Origin of the sequence: Mesorhizobium sp. CA14 (assembly GCF_020165195.1) — a bacterium.
In the GTDB taxonomy this organism is placed as follows: domain Bacteria; phylum Pseudomonadota; class Alphaproteobacteria; order Rhizobiales; family Rhizobiaceae; genus Mesorhizobium.
In genome coordinates this window covers 1-23,053 of record NZ_JAIUHR010000004.1, presented here as the reverse complement: position 1 = coordinate 23,053, position 23,053 = coordinate 1, and the positions used below count along the sequence as shown (strand labels likewise).

At 63.7% G+C, this 23,053-nt stretch carries 23 protein-coding genes and 2 pseudogenes; 14 read left to right on the top strand and 11 right to left on the bottom strand.

Annotated features, from left to right (window positions below):
- Positions 1–22 precede the first annotated feature (22 nt).
- The 3 genes and pseudogenes from LB565_RS06410 (at position 23) to LB565_RS06400 (ending at position 1,684) form a co-directional block, all read left to right on the top strand.
- Positions 23–553, top strand: a complete 531-nt coding sequence (locus LB565_RS06410) for a hypothetical protein (protein WP_224582308.1) — start codon at positions 23–25, stop codon at positions 551–553.
- A 32-nt stretch (positions 554–585) separates the two neighbouring features.
- A pseudogene (locus LB565_RS06405) lies at positions 586–962 on the top strand (VOC family protein).
- A gap of 92 nt (positions 963–1,054) precedes the next feature.
- Positions 1,055–1,684 carry a MarC family protein gene (locus LB565_RS06400; protein WP_224582307.1) on the top strand — a complete coding sequence of 210 codons (630 nt, stop codon included), beginning with the start codon at positions 1,055–1,057 and terminating at the stop codon, positions 1,682–1,684.
- Positions 1,685–1,744: 60 nt separating this feature from the next.
- On the opposite strand, the gene LB565_RS06395 is transcribed toward LB565_RS06400, so the two are convergent.
- From LB565_RS06395 to ssb, 3 genes are read right to left on the bottom strand one after another with little or no spacing between them, the layout of a single operon-like run.
- On the bottom strand, positions 1,745–2,170 hold the full coding sequence (locus LB565_RS06395) for an OsmC family protein (RefSeq protein WP_224582306.1): 426 nt from the start codon (positions 2,168–2,170) through the stop codon (positions 1,745–1,747).
- Between the two features lie 29 nt (positions 2,171–2,199).
- Complete coding sequence (locus LB565_RS06390) at positions 2,200–2,598, bottom strand: DUF2306 domain-containing protein (protein WP_224582305.1); 399 nt, start codon at positions 2,596–2,598, stop codon at positions 2,200–2,202.
- Between the two features lie 33 nt (positions 2,599–2,631).
- Entirely contained in the window at positions 2,632–3,147 is a 516-nt protein-coding gene (gene ssb, locus LB565_RS06385) for a single-stranded DNA-binding protein (protein WP_224582304.1), read from the bottom strand.
- Positions 3,148–3,384: 237 nt separating this feature from the next.
- Between ssb and LB565_RS06380 the strand changes: the two genes are divergently transcribed.
- The 9 genes from LB565_RS06380 to LB565_RS06340 all read left to right on the top strand — a co-directional run bounded on the left by LB565_RS06380 (position 3,385) and on the right by LB565_RS06340 (position 11,870).
- Entirely contained in the window at positions 3,385–3,699 is a 315-nt protein-coding gene (locus tag LB565_RS06380) for an ArsR/SmtB family transcription factor (protein ID WP_224582303.1), read from the top strand.
- The gene (locus LB565_RS06375; RefSeq protein ID WP_224582302.1) at positions 3,696–4,172 is read left to right on the top strand and encodes an SRPBCC domain-containing protein; all 477 of its coding nucleotides are present in this window, start codon (positions 3,696–3,698) and stop codon (positions 4,170–4,172) included. The genes LB565_RS06380 and LB565_RS06375 overlap by 4 nt, the downstream gene beginning before the upstream one ends.
- Positions 4,173–4,198: 26 nt before the next feature.
- A complete protein-coding gene (locus LB565_RS06370; RefSeq protein WP_411970613.1) occupies positions 4,199–4,801 on the top strand; it encodes an ATP-dependent Clp protease proteolytic subunit in 603 nt (200 codons plus the stop codon).
- 75 nt (positions 4,802–4,876) lie between these two features.
- On the top strand, positions 4,877–5,158 hold the full coding sequence (locus LB565_RS06365; RefSeq protein WP_224582301.1) for a hypothetical protein: 282 nt from the start codon (positions 4,877–4,879) through the stop codon (positions 5,156–5,158).
- Between the two features lie 811 nt (positions 5,159–5,969).
- Positions 5,970–8,891: an excinuclease ABC subunit UvrA gene (gene uvrA / locus LB565_RS06360; protein WP_224582300.1), complete on the top strand. Its 2,922-nt coding sequence runs from the start codon at positions 5,970–5,972 to the stop codon at positions 8,889–8,891.
- A 28-nt stretch (positions 8,892–8,919) separates the two neighbouring features.
- Positions 8,920–9,384 (top strand): GNAT family N-acetyltransferase, encoded by a 465-nt coding sequence (locus LB565_RS06355; protein WP_224582299.1) that lies wholly within the window; start codon positions 8,920–8,922, stop codon positions 9,382–9,384.
- Between the two features lie 26 nt (positions 9,385–9,410).
- Positions 9,411–10,214 carry a DUF72 domain-containing protein gene (locus tag LB565_RS06350; RefSeq protein WP_224582298.1) on the top strand — a complete coding sequence of 268 codons (804 nt, stop codon included), beginning with the start codon at positions 9,411–9,413 and terminating at the stop codon, positions 10,212–10,214.
- A gap of 140 nt (positions 10,215–10,354) precedes the next feature.
- Positions 10,355–10,612, top strand: a complete 258-nt coding sequence (locus LB565_RS06345; protein WP_224582297.1) for a hypothetical protein — start codon at positions 10,355–10,357, stop codon at positions 10,610–10,612.
- 112 nt (positions 10,613–10,724) lie between these two features.
- Positions 10,725–11,870: a GGDEF domain-containing protein gene (locus LB565_RS06340; protein WP_224582296.1), complete on the top strand. Its 1,146-nt coding sequence runs from the start codon at positions 10,725–10,727 to the stop codon at positions 11,868–11,870.
- Between the two features lie 62 nt (positions 11,871–11,932).
- Here LB565_RS06340 and LB565_RS06335 read toward each other — a convergent pair whose 3' ends face one another.
- The 6 genes from LB565_RS06335 to urtA all read right to left on the bottom strand — a co-directional run bounded on the left by LB565_RS06335 (position 11,933) and on the right by urtA (position 18,265).
- Positions 11,933–12,109 carry a hypothetical protein gene (locus tag LB565_RS06335; RefSeq protein WP_224582295.1) on the bottom strand — a complete coding sequence of 59 codons (177 nt, stop codon included), beginning with the start codon at positions 12,107–12,109 and terminating at the stop codon, positions 11,933–11,935.
- Positions 12,110–12,375: 266 nt separating this feature from the next.
- Complete coding sequence (gene urtE / locus LB565_RS06330; protein WP_224582545.1) at positions 12,376–13,071, bottom strand: urea ABC transporter ATP-binding subunit UrtE; 696 nt, start codon at positions 13,069–13,071, stop codon at positions 12,376–12,378.
- A gap of 70 nt (positions 13,072–13,141) precedes the next feature.
- On the bottom strand, positions 13,142–13,888 hold the full coding sequence (gene urtD, locus LB565_RS06325; protein WP_224582294.1) for an urea ABC transporter ATP-binding protein UrtD: 747 nt from the start codon (positions 13,886–13,888) through the stop codon (positions 13,142–13,144).
- 5 nt (positions 13,889–13,893) lie between these two features.
- Positions 13,894–15,120 carry an urea ABC transporter permease subunit UrtC gene (gene urtC, locus LB565_RS06320; RefSeq protein WP_224582293.1) on the bottom strand — a complete coding sequence of 409 codons (1,227 nt, stop codon included), beginning with the start codon at positions 15,118–15,120 and terminating at the stop codon, positions 13,894–13,896.
- Positions 15,117–16,733 carry an urea ABC transporter permease subunit UrtB gene (urtB, locus tag LB565_RS06315; protein WP_224582292.1) on the bottom strand — a complete coding sequence of 539 codons (1,617 nt, stop codon included), beginning with the start codon at positions 16,731–16,733 and terminating at the stop codon, positions 15,117–15,119. Before urtB ends, urtC begins: the two co-directional genes overlap by 4 nt.
- A gap of 221 nt (positions 16,734–16,954) precedes the next feature.
- Positions 16,955–18,265, bottom strand: coding sequence for an urea ABC transporter substrate-binding protein (urtA, locus tag LB565_RS06310; RefSeq protein WP_224511994.1), 1,311 nt, complete (start codon positions 18,263–18,265; stop codon positions 16,955–16,957).
- Positions 18,266–18,572: 307 nt separating this feature from the next.
- On the opposite strand from urtA, the gene LB565_RS06305 reads away from it, so the two are divergent.
- Positions 18,573–18,962 (top strand): hypothetical protein, encoded by a 390-nt coding sequence (locus LB565_RS06305; RefSeq protein WP_224582291.1) that lies wholly within the window; start codon positions 18,573–18,575, stop codon positions 18,960–18,962.
- A gap of 8 nt (positions 18,963–18,970) precedes the next feature.
- Here LB565_RS06305 and LB565_RS06300 read toward each other — a convergent pair whose 3' ends face one another.
- Together LB565_RS06300 and cckA are read right to left on the bottom strand one after the other, a co-directional pair.
- Positions 18,971–19,678, bottom strand: a complete 708-nt coding sequence (locus LB565_RS06300) for a DeoD-type purine-nucleoside phosphorylase (protein ID WP_224582290.1) — start codon at positions 19,676–19,678, stop codon at positions 18,971–18,973.
- A gap of 105 nt (positions 19,679–19,783) precedes the next feature.
- Positions 19,784–22,369 carry a cell cycle histidine kinase CckA gene (gene cckA, locus LB565_RS06295; protein ID WP_224582289.1) on the bottom strand — a complete coding sequence of 862 codons (2,586 nt, stop codon included), beginning with the start codon at positions 22,367–22,369 and terminating at the stop codon, positions 19,784–19,786.
- A gap of 208 nt (positions 22,370–22,577) precedes the next feature.
- Between cckA and LB565_RS06290 the strand changes: the two are divergent.
- A pseudogene (locus LB565_RS06290) lies at positions 22,578–23,053 on the top strand (flagellar biosynthetic protein FliO); the annotation flags it as partial.

Here is a 23,053-nt window from a genome sequence, read left to right as displayed (position 1 = left end):
CCTGACAAACGAGGCAGCAACAATGACCGATCCCTTTGCCGAGGCCCTGCACAGCGACGGGCCCAAACCAGACCTCGCCGAAAAGCTGAAGCTCTATGGCCGCTTCGTCGGCGCCTGGACGTTCGATGCCACGCGCATTCTCGAGGATGGGACAAGGCTCACAGGTCGCGGCGAGGTGCATTTCGGCTGGGTTCTGGAAGGCAGGGCCGTACAGGACGTCTGGATCCTGCCCGCTCGCGATGCAGGTCCCTCCCCGTCGCTCGGGCCATGGACCTTTTACGGCACGACATTGCGCGTCTACGATCCCGGCGCCGACGCCTGGCACATCTTCTGGAGCGACCCGCGCAACCAGTATTACAGCCGCCAACTCGGCCGCGCCGGGGATGACACCATCGTCCAGGTCGGCGCCGACGGCACCGGCGCGTCGGTGCGCTGGAGCTTCTCGCAGATCACCGAAAACTCGTTTCGCTGGCTTGGCGAGCGCTCGCATGACGGCGGCACGACCTGGCGCACGGAGGTCGAGTTTTTGGCTCGCCGCGCGACTCCAGCCTGAGCAACCAACCATTTGCAATCATGGAGGAAACAATGCTTGACCATGTCTCGATCGCGTTCGTGACGCCGGCGCTTCGAAACGCTTTTACGACGCAGCGCTGAAGCCGCTCGGCTATTCCTGTCTCAGCCAGTCGCCCGGTTCACTCGGCTACGGTGGCGAGGCAGTCCAGCTTTGGGTGAACGATGCCGGGCGGCCGGTACCGGCTGACGTGGACTCCGGCCTGCATTTCTGCTTCTCGGCGCCGACGCGCGCCGGCGTCGACGCCTTCCATGCGGCCGCATTGCGTGAGGGCGGCACGGACAACGGCCAGCCCGGACTGCGCGCGGCCTATGGCGACAATTACTATGCCGCCTTCGTTGTCGATCCGGATGGCTACCGGCTGGAGGCCTATTGCAGCAATGCCGAATAGCCGGCTGATTTACCTCCCGCCTGTTTCCACCGCCCGGGCTTTGCTCTACCAATTGCGGGGCCTGGGCCTCGCCCGGCGGGAGGGGACCAGCGATGCCGAGTTTCGACAGCCTGTTCAACGCCTTCGTCACCATCCTGGTGACCATCGACCCGCCCGGACTGGCGCCGCTCTTCCTCGCCGTGACGCGCGGCATGAATCGCGAGGAACGTCAGCAGGTTTCGGTGCGCGCCTCGGTGATCGGCTTCCTGGTCATGGCGCTGTTTGCACTTGCCGGCGCCGCGATCCTGTCGGTGTTCGGCATCACGCTGCCGGCCTTCCGCGTCGCCGGCGGTTTTCTCTTGTTCTTCATCGCCTTCGAAATGGTGTTCGAGCGCCGGCAGGACCGCAAGGAGAAGATCGGCGACGTCGCCATCACCAAGGACATGATCCACAACATCGCCGCCTTCCCGCTGGCGATCCCGCTGATCGCCGGCCCCGGCGCGATTTCGGCGACGGTGCTCTTATCGGGACATTTTGAAGGCTTTGCCGCCCAGGCAGCGCTGGTCGGCATCATCTTTCTCTGCCTCGTCATCACCTATCTGGTGTTCGTGCTGTCGGAACGCATCGACCGCATCCTCGGCCAGACCGGCCGCTCGATCCTGACCAGGCTGCTGGGCGTTATCCTGGCGGCGTTAGCGGTGCAGTTCGTGGCCGACGGCGTGAAGGCGCTGATGGCAGCCTGACCGGCTGCGAGGCAGCCCACCTACCGCCCTACCGCCCTACCGCCCTACCGCCCTACTGCCCTATTTTGCCCCCGTCTCGACCACCTCAAAATCATGCGTGATCGTCGCTGTCTTCGCCATCATGGCTGACGCCGAGCAATATTTCTCGATCGACAGATCGATCGCCCTTTTCACCTTGTCGTGCGACAGGGCCCTGCCCTTGACGATGAAATGCAGGTGGATGCGGATAAACACTTTCGGATCGGCCTCGGCCCGATCGGCGTCGAGCTCGACCACGCAATCCTCGACCGCCTCGCGGCCTTTCTCGAGGATGTGGACCACGTCATAGGCCGAGCAGCCGCCGGTGCCGATCAGCACCAGTTCCATCGGGCTCGGTCCAGGCGTCTTGCCGTCCGGCCCGTGCGCGGTGCCCAGCACGACCTTATGGCCGCTGCCTGACTCGCCGACAAAGGTGCGTTCCTCAACCCATTTGATGCGTGCTTTCACGTTGATCTTCCTTAAGAGGTTTCCGTCGCCTACTGACCGAACATTACCGCATGCATGATCCGGCCGGGCAGCAGCGTGAAGATGCCGGCGCCGACAAGCGCGAATAGATAGAGCTTGATCATGGCGCCGCGATGCGCAGCGACCTTATGCGTGTGCGCATACCACGCCGCCAGCGGTACCGTGACCAGCACCAGGATCGACAAAAGATGGATCGGGCTGAACGGACCGATAAGGCGGATCTGCTGGATCCAGAAGCTCGATATCGCGATGACCAGCATCAGCGCCACCCAGGCATAACCCAGCGCGCGCTGACGCACGGTACCCTTCGGCAACGCCAGTTGGGCGCCGCCGATCGCGAGGGCGGCGAAGGCCGCGAAGGCATGCCATGGAATGGGAGGCGGCGCCGACAGAAGCGGTCCGAGCGACATTGCGCCTTCCCTCAAATGCCCGTTTCGAAGCGGTTAGAACGGGATCTCGTCGTCAAGCTCGCGCGACGAGCCGCCACCGCCGCCACCCCTGGGGCCACCACCACCGCGGCCGAGACCTTCATTCGGACCGGACTGGCCGAAATCCGAACCGCGGCTGCCGCCGCCGGAATAATTGCCGACTTGGCCGCCGCCCTCGCCGCGCGCGTCGAGCATCTGCAATTCGCCACGGAATTTCTGCAACACGATTTCGGTTGTGTAGCGGTCGTTGCCGGTCTGGTCCTGCCACTTGCGGGTCTGCAGCTGGCCCTCGACATAGACCTTCATGCCCTTCTTCAGATACTGCTCGGCCACCTTGGCGAGTTGATCGTTGAAGATGACGACATTGTGCCACTCGGTCTTGTCCTTGCGCTCGCCGGTGTTCTTGTCGCGCCAGCTTTCCGACGTGGCGATGCGGATGTTGACGACCGGATCGCCGGAATTCAGGCGGCGGATTTCAGGGTCCGCCCCGAGATTGCCCACCAGAATGACCTTGTTGACGCTACCCGCCATCTTACTTCTCCGCGCTCATCCGAAACAAATTTCAAGTCGCTCACCTTACAGCCTGCGGGCCGCCGCCGCCCGCAAAGGCTGGCTTTTCCCACAAGGTTTTTCGTTCTCTTTTCGTTCTATTCTTGACCGCCCTTTCTGTCAAGGAATGTCGGCAAAGGCAGGGTTTGAACATGCACCTCCATATGGCGATCAAATAAAGGCTTGCCAAATCAATAAGTGTCGACTTATGCTTTATCCATGATTGAAGCAGAAATTTTTCGTGCGCTTGCCGACCCTACCCGTCGCGCCGTCTACGAGCACCTGACCGCCAGCGAGATGAGCGTGACCGAGCTGCGCGCCGGTATGAGCGTGTCGCAGCCGGCGGTCTCGCAGCATCTCGCCGTGCTGCGCGGCGCCGGCCTGGTGGTCGAGCGGCGCGCCGGCCGCAACGCCTATTACCGCGCCGATCCTCAAGGGCTCGATCCCTTGCTCGGCTGGATCGAACGCTACCGCGCCTTCTGGCCGGAACGCATCGAGAAGTTGAAGACGGTTCTGAAGGGAATGGACCAATGACGGCAACCGAAAACACGACGGTCAGCGAAGCGCCGCTCAGCTTCGAATGCGACCTTCCAGATCCGCCGGAAAAAGTCTGGCGGGCGCTGACCCAGCCGGAGCTGCTCGCCGCCTGGATGATGCCGAACGACATCAAGGCGCAAGCAGGCAGCCGCTTCGCCTTTGCCGGACCGCATGCGCCGATCGAATGCGAGGTGCTCGAGGCCGAGCCTGGCAGGCTGCTGCGCTATTCCTGGCGCGAGCGGCCCGGCGCGAAGGATGCGGACCAGCTTCCCGCCTTTGAAAGCATCGTCACTTTCACGCTTGCCGGCACGGCCGCGGGCGGCACGCATCTCAGCATCGTCCATGACGGCTTCGTGCCGGCCGCGCAGCCTCTCGTCGCAGTTTCCGGCGCCGGCTGCGGGCTTTCGCTCGACGCGCGCAAGAACCCCGCCGCCGCCAACGCGCCCTGCATGATGCTGCGCGCGGCCTGACCAAAAGAGGACCGAGGAAAACCGTCATGAGCATTGCCAATCTGGTGCCGATGGTCATCGAGCAATCGAGCCGCGGCGAACGTTCCTTCGACATCTTTTCGCGGCTGCTGCGCGAGCGCATCGTCTTCATCAATGGCGAGATCAACGACAATGTTTCGGCGCTGGTCTGCGCCCAGCTTCTGTCGCTGGAATCCGATCATCCCGACAAAGAGATCTCGCTCTACATCAACTCGCCGGGCGGCATGGTGACCAGCGGCTTCGCCATCTACGACACGATGCAATACATCTCCTGCCCGGTGTCGACGGTCTGCATGGGCTTTGCCGCCTCGATGGGCTCCTTCCTGTTGATGGCCGGCGAACCGGGACGGCGCATCGCGTTGCCCAATACCAGGATCGTGCTGCACCAGCCGCTCGGCGGCTTCCAGGGCCAGGCTTCCGACATCCAGCGCCACGCCGAGGACATTGTGCGCACCAAGCAGCACATGACAGAGCTCTACGCCAAGCACTGCGGCCGGACCTATGAGGAAGTCGAGCGCACGCTCGACCGCGACTATTTCATGAGCGCCGCGGAAGCCAAGGACTGGGGTCTCGTCGACCACGTCTACGACACGCGCAAGAAAGCGGCCTGACGTCGCGGGCAGGCGCGCGGCAATTTGATCGCCGCGCGTCTGGCATCGCTCCAGTTGCATCCCTATAGTCCGCGCATGATCAGGCCCGTTCAGCCCAGACATCTATGCGCTACCCTCGCCGCGCTTGCCGGCATGCTGATGGCCGGCGCTGCGTTTGCCGACGACAGTTCGGCGCAGAAACTGCCCGGCGTCAGCGGCGACTACCGCATCGCCAAGCCGGCGCCGCAACCGGAACCCGATGACGCGCTGCCGGCAGGCAGCGACGGTTCCTTCAAGATCGGCAATACCGATGTCAGGATCGGCGGCAGCATAACGGTCGACATGGCAACGGGTGGCGCTCGGATCCCGAACCACTGATCGCGGAGCGGGTCACACGCGAACACCACAAAATGTAAGCCCCATCCCTGCTGTGCAGACGGATGGGGCTTCATGGATCTGAAATCCAATTTTAGCCGGGAGTGGACTGCCGGCGTTCTGTTTCGGATGCAACGCGGCGTTCAGCCGACGATCCGACTATCGTCTCTGATTGTAGGGCATCGGCGAGTCACGGTTTGTCGGGCTGGCGTTTCAAGTCTACCCTGGCACTTATGCCCGCCGCGGCTCCATCTCGCTGTGGAGCCTCAAGGGACTGTCCGGTGGCGTCATGCTCCGCTCCTTATGTCCATTGCGACAATGTCGTTCGAAGCGCTAATCGCTGTCGCCTGCGGCGTCTCGCAGACCGCCTGTTGGGCGGCGAGGCCATCGAAAGACGGCCGGCTCCGTTGACGGTTTGAGACTGCTCCCGTGAGTTACTGGCGTCAACCGTTGAATAGCCGGTTACCGAAAAATGTGATCGCCTGGAGGTTACGTGCGGGTAAGTCGGGTGGCTCTGCGGAACGAGGCGGTATCGGCGGCACGTATCTCCACAAAGTTTGGGCGACCACAACGATCAACGCGCTTGTTTCCACAACGCTTTGTGCGACTGTTTCCACAGCGCTTTGTCAGGAGCGTGTTCGGCCTTTGTTCTTTCCGCTTGCCGGCTCGCGCGAAAGGCGGTTAAACCCATGATCGGCTTCTTCCGTCGAGGCTGTGGCGTCTCTCGACGTGGCGGCGAAAATACCTACATAGGGGATGGCCGGGACGAACCCGCCCAATCCAGTAAATTCCAGATCTGAGGCGGCGACCGGCGATGGCCGACCAAAAATACCTTTCCATTCGCGGGGCGCGCGAACACAATCTCAAGAACGTCGATCTCGACCTGCCGCGCGACAGCCTGATCGTCATGACCGGACTGTCGGGTTCCGGCAAATCGTCGCTTGCCTTCGACACCATCTATGCCGAGGGCCAGCGCCGCTATGTCGAAAGCCTGTCGGCCTATGCCCGCCAGTTCCTGGAGATGATGCAGAAACCGGACGTCGACCAGATCGACGGCCTGTCGCCCGCCATCTCGATCGAGCAGAAGACCACCTCGCGCAACCCGCGCTCGACGGTCGGCACCGTCACCGAGATCTACGACTATATGCGCCTGCTCTTTGCGCGCGTCGGCATCCCCTATTCCCCGGCCACCGGCCTGCCGATCGAGAGCCAGACGGTCAGCCAGATGGTCGATCGCGTGCTGGCGCTGGAGGAAGGCACGCGCCTGTTCCTGCTGGCGCCGATCGTGCGCGGCCGCAAGGGTGAGTACCGCAAGGAACTCCTGGAACTGCAGAAGAAGGGCTTCCAGCGCGTCAAGGTCGACGGCGTCTTCTACGAGATCGCCGACGTTCCGGCGCTGGACAAGAAATACAAGCACGACATCGACGTGGTCGTCGACCGCATCGTCGTGCGCGGCGATCTGGCGACCCGGCTCGCGGATTCGATGGAGACTGCGCTGAAGCTCGCCGAAGGTCTTGCCGTAGCGGAGTTCGCCGACAAGCCGCTCGATGCCGGCCTGACCGGCGAGGACTCGGTCAACAAATCGAAGAACGAGACGCATGAGCGCATCCTGTTCTCGGAGAAATTCGCCTGCCCGGTGTCCGGCTTCACCATTCCTGAGATCGAGCCCAGGCTGTTCTCCTTCAACAATCCGTTCGGCGCCTGCCCGACCTGCGATGGCCTCGGCAGCCAGCGAGCCATCGATCCCAACCTCGTCGTGCCGGACGAGAACGTCTCTTTGCGCGACGGCGCCATCAGCCCGTGGGCGAAGTCGACCTCGCCCTATTACGCGCAGACGTTGGAAGCGCTCGGCAAGGCCTATGGCTTCAAGCCCGGCGACAAGTTCAAGGACCTGAGCGCCGAGGCCAAAGAAGCCGTGTTGCGCGGCACGGGCGAGCGCGAGATCACCTTCCAGTATGATGACGGCCTTCGCTCCTATAAGACCACCAAGACCTTCGAGGGCGTCATCCCCAATCTCGACCGGCGCTGGAAGGAAACCGAATCCGCCTGGATGCGCGAGGAGATCGAGCGCTTCATGTCGGCCACCCCTTGCCCCGCCTGCAACGGCTACCGCCTGAAGCCGGAAGCGCTGGCGGTGAAGATCGCCGGCAAGCATATCGGCGAGGTCACCGAGATGTCGATCCGCAAGGCCGACCAGTGGTTCACCGATCTGCCGGCGCAGTTGAACGACAAGCAGAACGAGATCGCGGTGCGGGTGCTCAAGGAAATCCGCGAGCGGCTGCGCTTCCTCAACGATGTCGGCCTCGATTATCTGACGCTGTCGCGCAACTCCGGCACGCTGTCGGGCGGCGAGAGCCAGCGCATCCGGCTCGCCTCGCAGATCGGCTCGGGCCTCACTGGCGTGCTCTATGTGCTCGACGAGCCGTCGATCGGTCTGCACCAGCGCGACAATGCGCGCCTGCTCGATACGTTGAAGCACCTGCGCGACATCGGCAACACGGTGATCGTCGTCGAGCATGACGAGGACGCCATCCTGCATGCCGATTATGTCGTCGACATCGGTCCCGCCGCCGGCATCCATGGCGGCCGCATCATTGCGCAGGGCACGCCGCAGCAGATCATGGCCACACCCGCCTCGATCACCGGCAAGTATTTGTCGGGCGAACTCGAAGTGGCGACGCCCGCGGTTCGCCGCGAAGCGAAGAAGAACCGGCGCATCAAGGTGGTCGGCGCGCGCGGCAACAATTTGAAGAACGTGACGGCCGAAATCCCGCTCGGCACTTTCACGGCTGTCACCGGCGTGTCCGGCGGCGGCAAGTCGACCTTCCTCATCGAGACGCTGTTCAAAGCCGCCTCGCGCCGCATCATGGGCTCGCGCGAGCATCCGGCCGAGCATGACCGCATCGAGGGGCTGGAATTCCTCGACAAGGTCATCGACATCGACCAGTCGCCGATCGGCCGCACGCCGCGCTCCAACCCGGCGACCTACACGGGCGCCTTCACGCCGATCCGCGACTGGTTCGCGGGACTCCCGGAGGCCAAGGCGCGCGGCTACCAGCCGGGCCGCTTTTCCTTCAACGTCAAGGGCGGCCGCTGCGAGGCCTGCCAGGGCGACGGCGTGATCAAGATCGAGATGCACTTCCTGCCCGACGTCTATGTCACCTGCGACGTCTGCCACGGCAAGCGCTACAACCGCGAGACGCTCGACGTGCAGTTCAAGGGCAAGTCGATCGCCGACGTGCTCGACATGACGGTCGAGGAAGGCGTCGAGTTCTTCTCGGCGGTACCGGGCGTGCGCGACAAGCTGGAGACGCTGAAGCAGGTCGGCCTCGGCTACATCCATATCGGCCAGCAGGCGACGACACTCTCCGGCGGCGAGGCGCAGCGGATAAAGCTCGCCAAGGAACTGTCCCGCAAGGCGACCGGCAAGACGCTCTACATCCTCGACGAGCCGACCACCGGACTGCACTTCCATGACGTCGCCAAGCTGCTCGAAGTGCTGCACGAGTTGGTCGACCAAGGCAACACGGTGGTGGTGATCGAGCACAATCTCGAAGTGATCAAGACCGCCGACTGGGTGCTGGATCTCGGCCCCGAAGGCGGCGACGGCGGCGGCGAGCTGGTGGCGTCGGGCACGCCGGAAGCGATCGTGCGCGAGAAGCGCAGCTACACCGGCCAGTTCCTGAAGGAGCTTCTGGAACGGCGCCCCGGAGGCAAACGCGAAGCGGCGGAGTGAGCGCGCATTTCGTCGGGAGGGCGCTTGAATGACAATTAGAAGAGCGCTTTCCAGTGATCTCCCTGCCGTTGCCGCGCTGACGACCGCCGCCTATGCGCCCTACACCGCTCTGTTCGGCACCCCGCCGATTCCGGTGACGGAAGACTACGCGCCGCGCATCGAGCGCGGCGAGGTCTGGCTGCTCGAAGAGGACGGAGGACTGGCCGGGCTGATCGTCCTGGAACGGCATCCCGACCACGCCATGATCTTCAGCGTCGCCGTCGCGCCGGCCTTCCAGGGTAAAAAACTCGGCATCAAACTGCTCAACTTCGCCGACGAGCAGGCGCGGTTGTGGGCCGTGCCGGAGGTGCGGCTTTACACCAATTCGCGGATGGAGCGGAACATCGCGCTCTATTCCGCCTACGGCTATCGGGAAACGGGTCGCCGCGCCAACCCACACCGGCCAGGGTGGACCCTGGTCGACATGATGAAGTCGGTCGACCGAGCCGCCTGATCGCATTTGAACGGAGGAGGACGACAATGAGCCAAGGAAAAATCCGCTCCGGCATGGGCGGCTGGACTTTCGAGCCCTGGGACACCTCCTTCTACCCGGACAAGCTCGCCAAGGCCAAGCAGCTCCACTACGCCAGCCGGCAGGTTCCGACCATCGAGGTCAACGGCACCTATTATTCCAGCTTCAAGGAACCGACTTTCGCCAAATGGGCCAACGAAGCGCCGGAAGGTTTCGTCTTCTCGCTCAAAGGTAACCGCTTCGTCACCAACCGGAGGGTGCTCGGCGAGGCCGGCGAATCGATGATGCGCTTCCTGGGCTCCGGCGTTGCCGCGCTCGACGACAAGCTCGGCCCGATTCTGTGGCAGTTCGCGCCAACCAAGAAGTTCGACGCTGACGATTTCGAAGCTTTCCTGAAACTTCTGCCCGAGAAGCAGGACGGCGTGCCTCTGCGCCACGCGCTGGAAGTGCGCCACGACAGCTTCGTCGTGCCGGAATTTCCGGCGCTCGCCCGAAAATACAACGCGGCGATCGTCTATGCCGACCACGCAAAATATCCGGCGATCGCCGATGTCACCGGCGACTTCGTCTATGCGCGGCTGCAGACCGGCAGCGACGACAACCCCGACTGCTACACGCCGAAAGGCCTCGACGAATGGGCGGGACGGGTGAAGACCTGGGCGGAGGGCAAGCAGCCCGCCGACCTGCCGCGCGCCGATCCCAAGACCGATGCGCCGGTCGAGCCGCGCGATGTGTTCGTCTACTTCATCACGGAGGGCAAGGTGCGCGCGCCCTTCGGCGCCATGGCGCTGATGAAGCGGGTGGCCGATTGAAGGGGCGAGCTCCGTCGGAACTTACGGGGCGTCTTGACCGTTTTGCCTTTCTCCCGGGGCCAGGTTTCCATAGCGGTTGAGCGTCGCGGAACAATGGCCCGGGCTCCGGCATCGGGAGAGCCCGAAGAAAGCGAGGTGATATGGCTGTCATCCTCATCGGGGCATTGCTCATTGTCGCCGGCATTGTGTACATGGCGGGTGCGGTCCTCAGGCGAGGGAAACTTAGCGACCCGGCACCTGCAGCCTCGGATCGCCCGATGCCAGACCTGGCAACGCCTGGCCCGACGCTTGAGCCACGCCGGCGCGGTCTCGGTTTCCTCGGCCTGTCGCAGAACTGGCCGGGTCTGCTGATGATGGGGGTCGGCATCATCCTGCTGTTGTTGGTGGCGGTCCTCTGACGCCGCGGAATTATGGCATCTTCACCGCTATCGTAACGTAATCGATACTTCCTTGCTGCACTAATAGACCCACGGCAGGTTGCAGAGACCCGGCGGCGGCAAGGGCGAGTGCATGCTTCTCGACTACAATTCATTGCTGCTGGCGGTCGGCTTCTCCGCAGCCTGCCTCAGCCTCACCTTGTTCGGAACCTGGCTGACCGCCCGTTCCGACAGGTTCCTGCTGACATGGGCGACCAGCGTGCTGGTGGTGGTGGCGGAGGTTTTTGTTTATGACGCCTATATCGATGCGCCCGGAACAGCCCTCGGCATCCTGGCGCTCGCGCTGCTGCTGTTCGGCTTCTCGATGATGTTGGGCGCTGCCCACCAGTTCCGGACCGGACGCTCGCCGCTGCCGCGCATCAGGCTTGGCACTGTCATCTCCTTTGCGCTGGCGTTACCGCCAATGGCGCTCGGCTATGACGGTCTGGGCTTCATGCTTGAGAATTTCCTTGCCGCGCTGCTCCTATTCGGCACCGCGCATGAATATTGGAAGGGTCGCGAGGAGGCCCCGGCGCAACTCGTGGGCGTGGCGCTGCTCTATTCATTGACCGCTGTTTCCTTCGTGCTTTGCGCGGCCGTGCTGGCTTGGGACGGCAAACTCGTCCTCGGCCACGCGCCGAGCAACTGGGCGGAGGATCTGAGCTTGGTCATCGTCATCGCCTCGATGACCGGCATCGGCGCGCTGTCGCTGGCGCTCAACCAGGGGCGGCTCGCGCGCCACCACAAGCATGAGGCCGAGACCGACGTGCTGACGGGGCTGCTCAACCGCCGCGCTTTGTTCGAGCTGCACGGCAAGACGCCGGTCAGTGCCTTCACGGCGGTGGTGGTGTTCGACCTCGATGGCTTCAAGGCGATCAATGACCAGTTCGGCCATGCCGCCGGCGACGAGGTGCTGAAGGTTTTTGCCCAGGTGCTCTCCGCCGACCTGCGCCCGAACGACTCGGTCGCCCGCATGGGTGGCGAGGAATTCGCCATGGTGTTGAGGCGCACCTTGCCAGAGACCGCCGAGGCGACGGCCGAACGTGTCCGGGCCGCGTTCGCCGCGCGCATTGTTGAGACGGAGACCGGGCCGTTGCGCTGCACGGTGAGCGCCGGCTTCGCCTTCGGCAACAGCGATGGCATGAGCTTCGACAAAGTGCTCAGCGCCGCCGACAAGGCGCTCTATGCCGCCAAGCGCGGCGGCCGCAACCGCGTGCTCGACTTCCGCCGTGCCGGTTGAAATTTAGAGCAATTCCAGGAAAGTCTGAGCGGTTAGGCTCGGCGCCTTCGCCGTAGCCGCCCTCAGTGATGGGCGATCACTTCGTTAAATGCGTCGAGATCGACGTAGAAGACCTTGGTCATTTCACCCAGCAGATCATCCTCGTCATAGCCTTGCGACATCAGGATGTTGATCGCCGTCATGATATCGACGCGATCGGTGAGGCGCCGCTTCTGATAGTCCTCGACAAAACGTTCCATCGCCGTCCCCTGGCACGAATCTTTTTGGACGCGTTGACCGACAATCACTGCGGGAAAGCTAGGCAGGCTTGCTTGCCTGGACCTTGCGCGCGGTGACCGCGCGCCTTCCCCCTCATTCGCAACTGATACGGAAAGCGGCCGACTCACCAAGGCCAAGAAAAGACTAGCATGCGGTATTCAACGCACCAGAGCTGGGCTGGGTCAGCGGAGAGAAATACTGGGCTTGCTGGCGCCTCGCGATGTCGAGCGAAGTCGAGAAAACGATTCTAGACTGTCAGAAACTTTCGCACATCCGCCCGGTCCAGGTCTTCGGCGGGACCGGTATGTACGATCTGGCCGCGATCCATGATGTTGACCTCGTCGGCAAGTTCCCGGCAGAAGTCGAGATACTGCTCGACCAGAAGCACGGCGATCCCCGCCTGGTCGCGGAGATAGCGGATGGCGCGGCCGATATCCTTGATGATGGAGGGCTGGATGCCTTCGGTCGGCTCGTCGAGCACCAGGAGCTTCGGCCGCATTACCAGCGCTCTCCCAATGGCAAGTTGCTGCTGCTGGCCGCCGGAGAGATCGCCGCCGCGGCGGCCGAGCATCTGCTTCAAAACCGGAAACAGCTCGAAGACATAGGCCGGAATGTTGCGGTCGGATCGCCGCAGCGGCGCGAAGCCGGACTCCAGGTTTTCGCGCACCGTGAGCAGCGGAAAGACTTCCCTGCCCTGCGGCACGAATGCGATGCCCGACCGGGCGCGATCATATGCCGCGCTCCGGTCGAGCGCCTTCCCCTCGAAGGCAACGCTTCCGCTCGTCAGCCGGTGATGGCCGACGATCGATCTCATCAAACTGGTTTTGCCGACGCCGTTGCGGCCGAGCACGCAAGTGATCTTGCCGGCACCCGCCTTCAGCGAAACGCCGCGCAGCGCCTGGGCGGCGCCGTAATGCAGCGTGGCATTGGAGACTTCGAGCATGGTCAGCCCCTTCTCCAGCGCTTCAGGAAAGCGAAATCGAAACGGCAAAATGGAACCCGCCAGACCATGCTCACCGCCCCAGATAGACTTCGACGACACGCTCGTCCGCCGAGACGAAATCGAGCGTGCCTTCCGACAGCACCGAGCCCTCGTGCAGGCAGGTGACCTTGACGCCGAGCTCGCGCACGAAATGCATGTCGTGCTCGACGACCACCACCGAATGGTCGCGAGCGATGTCCTTGAGCAGGCGCGCGGTCTCCTCGGTCTCGGCATCGGTCATGCCGGCGACCGGCTCGTCGACCAGCAGAAGCTTCGGATCCTGCGCCAGGAGCATGCCGATCTCCAGCCATTGCTTCTGGCCGTGGCTGAGGTTGGCGGCGAGCTCGCCGCGCTTGTCGCCGAGACGGATGATGCCGAGGATGTCGTCGATGCGCCGCGTCTCGGCCGCCGAGCGGCGATGGAACAGCGCGGGGAAGATCGAACGCGGCCCTTTTAGCGCCAGCATGAGATTGTCCTCGACGCTGTGGCTCTCGAAAACCGTCGGCTTCTGGAATTTGCGGCCGATGCCCATCATGGCGATCTCGGCCTCGTCATGCCGGGTGAGATCGACCTCACCGTCGAAGAACACTTCGCCTTCGTCCGGCCGCGTCTTGCCGGTGACGATGTCCATCATCGTCGTCTTGCCGGCGCCATTGGGTCCGATGATCGCGCGCATCTCGCCCTTGTCGAGCACCAGCGACAGGTTGTTGATGGCCCGAAAGCCGTCGAAGGAGACCGAGACGCCGTCGAGATAAAGGATGGTGTTCGACTTGCTCATGTCACTCACTCCGCCGGCTGCGGTTCGGCGCCGGAAGCCGACCAGGCGCCCGGCGTCCCCGCAGCCGAGCGCACGATCTTCGGCTCAGGCAGCTTCTCGGGATCGGCGCCTGCTTCCGCCGCAAGCGAAGCTGAGCGCAGCGCCTTCACCTTGCCGCGCCAGGCATCCCACGTGCCGACGATGCCTTTGGGCAAAAGCAGCGTGACGGCGACGAACAGGCCGCCCAGCGCGAACAGCCAGAATTCCGGCAGCACGCCGGTGAACCAGGATTTGCCGGCGTTGACGAGCAGCGCGCCGAGGATCGGGCCGACGATCGTGCCGCGCCCGCCGACCGCGGTCCAGATCACCACCTCGATCGAGTTGGCCGGGTCGAATTCGCCGGGGTTGATGATGCCGACCTGCGGCACGTAAAGCGCTCCGGCGATGCCGGCCATGATTGCGGAAACGGTGAAGGCAAACAGCTTGACGTTCTCGGCCCGCCAGCCGAGGAAGCGGGTACGGCTCTCTGCGTCGCGCACCGCCATCAGGAGCTTGCCGTATTTGGAGCGCACCATCGCCGCGGTGACGAAGACGGCGAGCGCCAGCATAACGGCGCTCGCCGCAAACAGCGCCGAACGCGTCGCGTCCGCCTGCACGTTGAAGCCCAGAATATCCTTGAAATCGGTCAGGCCGTTGTTGCCGCCGAATCCCATGTCGTTGCGGAAGAAGGCGAGCAGCAGCGCATAGGTCATCGCCTGGGTGATGATCGACAGATAGACGCCGGTGACGCGGCTGCGGAAGGCGAACCAGCCGAAAACGAAGGCGAGCAGGCCGGGCACGGCCAGCACCATCAACGCCGCGAACCAGAAATGATCGAAGCCATGCCAGAACCAGGGCAGTTCCTTGTAATTCAGGAACACCATGAAGTCCGGCAGGATCGGATTGCCGTAGACGCCGCGCGAGCCGATCTGGCGCATCAGATACATGCCCATCGCATAGCCGCCGAGCGCGAAGAAGGCGCCGTGGCCGAGCGAAAGGATGCCGCAATAGCCCCAGACGAGGTCGAGCGCGAGCGCCAGCAGCGCGTAGCAGAGATACTTGCCGATCAGCGCCACGATGTAAGGCGGAACGTAGAAGGCGCTTTGCGGCGAGACCGCCAGGTTGAGCAGCGGCACGATGATGGCCGCCGCGAGCAGCGCCAGGATCGTAACGGCGATCCGGCGATCGGCGCCGAAGAAGCGTTGCGTGATCATGCTTCCACCGCCCTGCCCTTCAGCGCGAACAGGCCGCGCGGGCGTTTTTGGATGAAGAGGATGATCAGCACCAGCATGACGATCTTGCCGAGCACGGCGCCGGCATAGGGCTCGAGGAACTTGTTGACGATGCCGAGCGAGAAGGCGCCGACCAGCGTGCCCCACAAATTGCCGACGCCGCCGAACACGACGACCATGAAACTGTCGATGATGTAGCCGCGGCCGAGATTGGGCGAGACATTGTCGATCTGGCTGAGCGCCACGCCGGCGATGCCGGCAATGCCGGACCCGAGCGCGAAGGTCAGCGCGTCGACCCAGGGCGTCCTGATGCCCATCGAGGCGGCCATGCGGCGGTTGGCGGTGACGGCGCGCATCTGCAGACCCCAGGCAGTGCGCTTCATGACGTAGAGCAGCACCGCAAAAACAAGTAGCGCGAACACCAGGATCCACAGCCGGTTCCAGGTGATGGCCAGTTGGCCGATATCGAACGAGCCCGACATCCAGGATGGATTGCCGACCTCCTGGTTGGTCGGCCCGAAGATGGTGCGCACCGCCTGCTGCAGGACCAGCGAAACGCCCCAGGTGGCCAGGAGCGTCTCCAGCGGCCGCCCATAAAGGAAGCGGATGATGCCGCGCTCGATCGCCAATCCGACCAGTGCGGCGACCAGGAAGGCGAGCGGCAGCGCGATGACCAGCGACCAGTCGAACAGGCCCGGAAACGAGGTACGGATCACCTGCTGGACAACGAAGGTGGTGTAGGCGCCGAGCATCACCATCTCGCCATGCGCCATGTTGATGACGCCCATGACGCCGAAGGTGATGGCAAGCCCGATCGCCGCAAGCAGCAGCACCGATCCCAGTGAAACGCCGTACCAGATGTTCTGGCCGGCATCCCACAAGGCCAGCTTGGAGTTGATGTTGCCGATCGCGGCGGTTGCCGCGTCCTTGACCGCGCCCTGGGCATTGGCATCGACCGAAGTCAGCAACGAAAGCCCGTCGCGGTCGCCGCGCGCGGCGATGATCGAGATGGCCGCGAGTTTGTCGGCTTCGGGCTTGTCGGAAACGAGAACCGACGCCGCGCGCGCCTGCTCGAATAGAGTTTTGACGCCCGGTTCGGCCTCGGCGGCGATCGCGGCATCGAGCGGCTCGATATTCGCCGCATCCGGCGTCTTGAACATGGTCGCCGCAGCGGCGAGGCGCACTCTCGCATCCTTGGCGCGCAGCGTCAGCGTACCCAGGGCATCGCGGATGACGTGGCGGAGCCCATTGTTGACCTTGATCTTGGTGAGATCGGTCTTGGCGGCGTCGGCAGTCTTTTCGCCGCTCAATGGATCGAGCAGCTCGATGCCGTCTCCCGACTCCTTGCCGACAAAGACCTGGGAGTCGCTCTTGCGAATGTAGAGATTGCCGTCGGCCAGCGCCGAAAGCGGGCGCTCGACGGCCGGATCGCCACTGGCGGTCAGCTCGCGCACGACGGCCTCGGTGGCCGAGAAGCCGGTTGCAGCCGCGAATTTGGCGACCGTCGCGCGAAGGTCGGCCTCGGCCCCCTTCGACGGCATCAGTCCAGCCATCGTCAGCAGCAACATCAGACCAATTGCGCGCAGCAGCAGCATAGTCGTCTTCAAGCGGCTTTCTCAAGCAATTCCAGGAAAAGTGTGAAGCGGTTTTCCGTCCGGAATTGCGCAAAACTAGGTTTCGGGAATCTTGCCCGGGCGGGTCAGGAACCTGCCCGGGCTGCGGTCTCGGATCGTGGGGCCACTCCGCGATCCGCCAGACCTGAGGGTCACGGACCAAAGGTCCGGACCGTGGACACGGACCTAGATCCCGACCGGGATCAGTTGGTGCCCTTGCCGCCGCACTTTCCGGTGGCGACGTTGAAGTTGCCGCAGGACAGAGGCGCGCGCCAATCCGAGATCAGGTCCTTGGAATCCGGCAGGTAGTCGGACCATTCGTCGCCCATGACGAGGCCGGGCGTTTGCGAGACGGTCTCGAACTGGCCGTCGGCCTGAATCTCGCCGATCAGCACCGGCTTGGTGATGTGGTGGTTGGGCATCATCGTCGAGTAGCCGCCGGTCAGGTTCGGCACCGAAACGCCGACCATGGCGTCGATGACCTTGTCCGGATCGGTGGTGCCGGCTTTCTCGACCGCCTTCACCCACATGTTGAAGCCGATATAATGGGCCTCCATCGGGTCGTTGGTGGTGCGCTTGTCGTTCTTGATGAACTTGTGCCAGTTGTCGATGAACTTCTTGTTTTCAGGCGTGTCGACGCTTTCAAAGTAATTCCAGGCGGCGAGATGGCCGACCAGAGGTCCTGTATCGAGCCCGGCCAGCTCTTCCTCGCCGACCGAGAAGGCCATGACCGGAATGTCCTCGGCCTTGACGCCCTGGTTGCCGAGCTCCTTGTAGAACGGCACGTTTGCATCGCCGTTGACGGTCGAGACCACGGCCGTCTTCTTGCCGGCCGAGCCGAATTTCTTGATCGCCGAAACCTCGGTCTGCCAGTCCGAGAAGCCGAACGGCGTGTAGTTGACCATGATGTCCTCGGCGGGCACGCCTTTCGACTTGAGATAGGCTTCGAGGATCTTGTTGGTGGTGCGCGGATAGACGTAGTCGGTGCCTTCAAGCACCCAGCGCTTCACCGAGCCGCCATCGGCGCTCATCAAATAGTCGACGGCCGGAATAGCCTGCTGGTTCGGCGCCGCACCGGTGTAGAAGACGTTGCGCTCGCTCTCCTCGCCCTCATACTGGACGGGATAGAACAGGATGTTGTCGAGTTCCGAGAACACCGGCAACACCGATTTGCGCGACACCGAGGTCCAGCAGCCGAACACGGCCGCCACCTTGTCCTTCGAGATCAGCTCGCGTGCCTTTTCGGCGAACAGCGGCCAGTTCGACGCCGGATCTACCACCACGGCTTCCAGTTTCTTGCCGAGCAGGCCGCCCTTGGCGTTTTGCTCGTCGATCAGCATCAGCATGACGTCCTTCAGCGTCGTCTCCGAAATCGCCATGGTCCCCGACAGCGAATGGAGGATACCGACCTTGATCGTATCTTCAGCCGCTTTGGCGGACGCTGAAGCCAGCAGACCGGCCGCGACGACGCCGGCGGACAGGATTTTTGTTATTTTCGCGAAGTTACCCCTCATATGACACACTCCCAAGCTGGTTGTTTTGCATCGCAATATTAGCGGTGCAAGCGACGTGCCAGATAGGAATACGCTGAACTGATTTTCGCGATAACGCAGCGATTACAATTGGTTATTTGATAGCCGCGCAACTGTCGCCTCTACTGCGATGCGGCAGGATTGAGAAAAGTTTACGCACCACTGCCCAGATTTTGTACAAATAATAAAAATGCCCATGATTTCACCACACAGGCAAGGATAGCTTCGTCGGCCCTGTTGCGGGCTCATGGCGAAATGGGGCAAGGTCGCCGTGCAAACGAGCGACGCCATGGCCCTGCGAACAATCCTGACTTTCCTGCTTCTTGTGTCCGCCGCCGGCGGCGCCCGCGCCGATTTTACCGACGGCAAGCTCCCCGACGGCGTCTACCACTGCGAGGTCTACCTGCTCGGCCTGTTCCTCAATCTCGGCGACATCACCATCAAGGGCAGCCTCTACAGCGGCCCGGTGACCTTCGGCACCGCGCCGCCGCCTTACAATTACCAGATGAACCCCAATGGCGAGATCACCTGGCTCGGTCCGCTCGGCGGCTACACCGCCGGCGGCAATTCGATCTCGATGACCCAAGCGACGCTGGACGACCCGAGCGGCCCCTCCTTCGACATCATCATGAAGCAGCAGGACGGCGCCTTCACAGCCTCGACCTGCACCAGAAGATAGCCCTAAATCTAGCTCTCTGCGGCGATTTCGAGCGCCAGCCGGGTCATGTCTGTGAAAAGCGCCTGGCGCTCCGAATAATCGGTGAGCTCGCCAGTGGCGATATGATCGACCACGGTGAGCAGCGACAGCGCCCGCGCACCGAACTGCGCCGCAATCCGATAGAGCGCACTGGTCTCCATATCAACCGCGAGCGCTCCGAGCGCCCTCGGCTCGTCGAACCGCGCGCGGCCGTCGGGATGGTGGAACACGTCGCTGCAGATCGTCAGTCCGGCGCTGCAGGCGATGCCGAGGTCGGCGGCGCGTTGCAGCGCCCGCGCATGCAGCGCCGGGTCCGGCCCGGCCGGCTGGTAAAGCCCGAACACCTGCCCGCTGATTGCACTCTCGGCCCGCACCTGGCTGGAGACGACGACGCCGCGCAGGGGCACGTCTTCCGACAAGCCGCCGCATGTGCCGGTGCGTATCAGCGTTTTGACGCCGTAATACTCCATCAGCTCAAAGGCATAAATCAGGAAAGACGGCGCCCCTATCCCGGTCGCCTGGATGCTGACCGGCTTGCCGCGGAACCGGCCGGTGAAGCCCAGCGCGCCCCTTCGGCGGTTCACGCAGCGTGGCGCCTCGAGAAACATCTCCGCCATCCATTGCACGCGCTCGGGATCGCCCGGCAACAGCACCGTTTCGGCATAGTCCCCCCGGCCCGCCTCGATATGCGGCGTCACGCGCTACCACCCCTGATAGACCCATCCGGCGACCATCATGGCAGGACTGCCGCAATGCGCAAGCGCTGGCTTATTCAGAGCAATTCCAGGGAAGCGCTGAACGTCCTACGATTCCAGAACGTCCTTGACGATCGTCGCCAGTTGCTTGAGCGAGAACGGCTTCGGCAGGAAGCCGAAATGCGCGTCTGCCGGCAGGTTCTTGGCGAAGGCGTCCTCGGCATAGCCCGAGACGAACACGAACTTGATGTCCGGCTGACGCTTGCGCAGCTCGCCGAGCAATGTCGGCCCGTCCATCTCCGGCATCACCACGTCGGACACGATGATATCGACCTTGCCGCCGAGTGCCTCGAACACTTCCAGCGCCTCGACGCCGGACGACGCCTCATGGACGGTATAGCCGCGCGAGGTCAGCGCCCTGACGCCACCCATGCGCACGGCATCTTCGTCCTCGACCAGAAGCACGGTGGCCGAGCCGGAGAGGTCTTTCGCGGTGTCGGCCGGCTTCGCCGGGGAGGCCGCCGCGATCGCCGGCGCTTCGCCGGGTTCGGCCTGCTTCTTCACCTCGGCGATGTGGCGCGGCAGGAAGATGCGGAACACCGTGCCCTTGCCGACTTCGGAATCGCAGAAGATGAAGCCGCCGGTCTGCTTGATGATGCCATAGACCATGGACAGGCCGAGGCCGGTGCCCTTGCCCACTTCCTTGGTCGTGAAGAACGGCTCGAAGATCTTCTTCAGCACGTCTGGCGCGATGCCGCTGCCGGTGTCCTCAACATCGACGAGCACATAGTCGGCCGGCGTCAGCTCGCGGTAGGCGAAGGATTTGCACTCGTCGGCGGTGACGTTGCGGGTGCGCACGGTGAGGTCGCCGCCGCTCGGCATTGCGTCGCGTGCATTGACGGCGAGGTTCACCACCACCTGCTCGAACTGGCCGATATCGACCTTGACCGGCCACAGGTCGCGGCCGTGGTCGATCTTGAGCTTGATGTCGTTGCCGACGAGGCGCGCGAGCAGCATCCTGAGATCGGCCAGAACATCGGTCAGGTTGAGCACCTCCGGCCGCAGCGTCTGCTTGCGCGAGAAGGCCAGCAATTGCCGCACGAGCGAGGCCGCCCGGTTGGCGTTCTGCTTGATATTCATGATGTCGGGGAAGGACGGGTCCGACGGCCTGTGGTTGGTCAACAGAAGGTCGGACGCCATGATGATGGCGGTCAGCACGTTGTTGAAGTCATGCGCGATACCGCCGGCAAGCTGGCCGACCGCCTGCATCTTCTGGCTCTGCGCCATCTGGCCCTCGAGCGCCTTCTGCTCGGTGGTCTCGACCGCATAGACGATCGCCGCCTCCTCGGCGCCTTCGCTGCCCGCGCTGTCGGCGACGGCATTGACGTAGAAGCGGATATGGCGCTCCTCATTGCCGGGCAGCACGGAGTCGATCGGCTCGATATTGGCCTGCCGCTGCCTGGCCTTCTCGAAGGCCGCGGCGAAAGCCGGCCGGTCGCGCTCATGGACGATGGTCTCGAACCGCACCCGCCGGTCGACGGCGTCGCGGTCGACCACAGATGAAAACAGCTGCAGGAACGGCGCGTTGGTGCGCAGGATGCGCCCGTTCGCATCGACGCCGGCAATGGCCATCGGCGTCGAGTTGAAGAAGCGGGTGAAGCGAACCTCGGAGGCCCTGAGCTCCGCGGAAGCGTCCTCGCCCTGGGTGCGGTTGAGGACGATCGTGCGGGTCGGGCCGTTGACGCCTTCACGGCTGGCCGAAACCCGGTGCATGAAGCGCACCGGCAGCGCCTGGCCGCTCATGGTGGTGAGATCCAGGTCGATGACGGCGTTGCGGGTGGTGCCTGGATCGGCCTTGACGGAACGGACCAGCGCCATGCCGTCGCCGGCGATGATTTCCGGCAGCGTGATGGCGCCCGGCGTGAAGGAAGCAAGGTCGATGCCCAGCCACTCGGCGAGCGTGGCGTTGATATAGGTGACGCGGCCTTCCTGATCGGCCGAGAAGAACCCGGCCGGCGCATGGTCGAGATGGTCGATGGCTTTCTGCAGATCGAGGAAGAAACGTTCCTGCTCCGCCCGTTCCTGCGAAATATCGGCGAGCTGCCAGGCCAGCATCGGCAGCCTTTGCCCGGGCATGCTGAAGGCGCGGGCGCGGGCGCGGTACCAGCGCGAGCCGGGCTCGGCGCCGGGCTTGATCGACTGCGCCAGCCGGAACTCGCCGTCGCCCGCCTGGCCGTCGCGCAGGCCGGACGCCAGCCGGTAGATCGTCATCGAGGCTTCGGGAACATCCGACAACAGCCCCTCGACCGTCTTGAGATCGGCGGCCGAGGCGGCACCCGTCATGTCGGCATAGGCGCGGTTGGCGTAGACGACGCGGCCCTTGGTGTCGGTGACCAGCAGGCCCTGCGACATCGAGTCGACGAAGGCTTTCGACAATTCGTCACCGGTCGACCGCGGCGCGATCTGCACGAAACCGATCGCGGTCGCGAACAGAAAGCCGACGCCGATCATGGCGAGCACGCCGAGCATGCCGAGCAGGAAAGGGTCGCCGAGGCGCTCGCGGAAAAGTCCGAAGACGATCGCGGCGCCGGTCAGCACGACGATGAAGACGATGAGCCTGGTGACGGCGCCCGGACGCGTGTTCTGGTCGACGATCGGTACCGGATAGAAATCGCCGCGCGCTTCCTTGGCCATGTTCCCCCTGCTCGTGATTCCGGTGTCCGATGGGCGCGGACGGTCGGTTGAATCACATTCTCCTGTAACGGAAAAGGCCCTGGCCGCAAATGTCCGATAAAATCAACGATTCATGTTTCAAACTGTTCACGATGGGTGATGTGAACTTGCGGTGGGCCGCCGCGGCGGTCTAGTGTCGCCTCACTCGAAAAGGCGATTGGGTGCACCGATGCTGCAGTGGCTGGATAGCGTGGCGGGTCCGGGTTATGTCGCTGCAATCCTGTGGACGTTCGCAGCGCTCATTTTACTTGTCGTCGTCCTGCTCGTCATCAAGGTGGTTCGCAACCTGACCTTCGGCACCTTCGTGGCCGGCGGCAGGAACCGCAAGACGCGCCTTGCCGTCATGGACGCGACCGCCATCGACAGCCATCGCAGGCTGGTGCTGGTGCGCCGTGACGACATCGAACACCTGATCCTGATCGGCGGGCCGACCGATGTCGTGGTCGAGCGCGATATCCGGCTCGCAGCACCCCGCCGGCCGGCGCTGACCGGCGACAGCGGCCAGCAGCAGACAACCGCCGCCGCACGCCCGCGCGCCCCGCAACCGGCACCTCCGCCCCCACCCGCGCCCGTCAGGCAACCGCCGCCGGCCACCCAGCCAGCCGCCGGTTTTGGCGCGGGAGCGGGCGCCGGGGCGTGCGGGCG

Coding starts and splice junctions, on each gene's coding strand:
- LB565_RS06410 (WP_224582308.1), top strand. CDS start 23: ATGACCGATCCCTTTGCCGAGGCCCTGCACAGCGACGGGCCCAAACCA.
- LB565_RS06400 (WP_224582307.1), top strand. CDS start 1,055: ATGCCGAGTTTCGACAGCCTGTTCAACGCCTTCGTCACCATCCTGGTG.
- LB565_RS06390 (WP_224582305.1), bottom strand. CDS start 2,598: ATGTCGCTCGGACCGCTTCTGTCGGCGCCGCCTCCCATTCCATGGCAT.
- ssb (WP_224582304.1), bottom strand. CDS start 3,147: ATGGCGGGTAGCGTCAACAAGGTCATTCTGGTGGGCAATCTCGGGGCG.
- LB565_RS06380 (WP_224582303.1), top strand. CDS start 3,385: ATGATTGAAGCAGAAATTTTTCGTGCGCTTGCCGACCCTACCCGTCGC.
- LB565_RS06375 (WP_224582302.1), top strand. CDS start 3,696: ATGACGGCAACCGAAAACACGACGGTCAGCGAAGCGCCGCTCAGCTTC.
- LB565_RS06370 (WP_411970613.1), top strand. CDS start 4,199: ATGAGCATTGCCAATCTGGTGCCGATGGTCATCGAGCAATCGAGCCGC.
- LB565_RS06365 (WP_224582301.1), top strand. CDS start 4,877: ATGATCAGGCCCGTTCAGCCCAGACATCTATGCGCTACCCTCGCCGCG.
- uvrA (WP_224582300.1), top strand. CDS start 5,970: ATGGCCGACCAAAAATACCTTTCCATTCGCGGGGCGCGCGAACACAAT.
- LB565_RS06355 (WP_224582299.1), top strand. CDS start 8,920: ATGACAATTAGAAGAGCGCTTTCCAGTGATCTCCCTGCCGTTGCCGCG.
- LB565_RS06350 (WP_224582298.1), top strand. CDS start 9,411: ATGAGCCAAGGAAAAATCCGCTCCGGCATGGGCGGCTGGACTTTCGAG.
- LB565_RS06345 (WP_224582297.1), top strand. CDS start 10,355: ATGGCTGTCATCCTCATCGGGGCATTGCTCATTGTCGCCGGCATTGTG.
- LB565_RS06340 (WP_224582296.1), top strand. CDS start 10,725: ATGCTTCTCGACTACAATTCATTGCTGCTGGCGGTCGGCTTCTCCGCA.
- LB565_RS06335 (WP_224582295.1), bottom strand. CDS start 12,109: ATGGAACGTTTTGTCGAGGACTATCAGAAGCGGCGCCTCACCGATCGC.
- urtE (WP_224582545.1), bottom strand. CDS start 13,071: ATGCTCGAAGTCTCCAATGCCACGCTGCATTACGGCGCCGCCCAGGCG.
- urtD (WP_224582294.1), bottom strand. CDS start 13,888: ATGAGCAAGTCGAACACCATCCTTTATCTCGACGGCGTCTCGGTCTCC.
- urtC (WP_224582293.1), bottom strand. CDS start 15,120: ATGATCACGCAACGCTTCTTCGGCGCCGATCGCCGGATCGCCGTTACG.
- urtB (WP_224582292.1), bottom strand. CDS start 16,733: ATGCTGCTGCTGCGCGCAATTGGTCTGATGTTGCTGCTGACGATGGCT.
- urtA (WP_224511994.1), bottom strand. CDS start 18,265: ATGAGGGGTAACTTCGCGAAAATAACAAAAATCCTGTCCGCCGGCGTC.
- LB565_RS06305 (WP_224582291.1), top strand. CDS start 18,573: ATGGCCCTGCGAACAATCCTGACTTTCCTGCTTCTTGTGTCCGCCGCC.
- cckA (WP_224582289.1), bottom strand. CDS start 22,369: ATGGCCAAGGAAGCGCGCGGCGATTTCTATCCGGTACCGATCGTCGAC.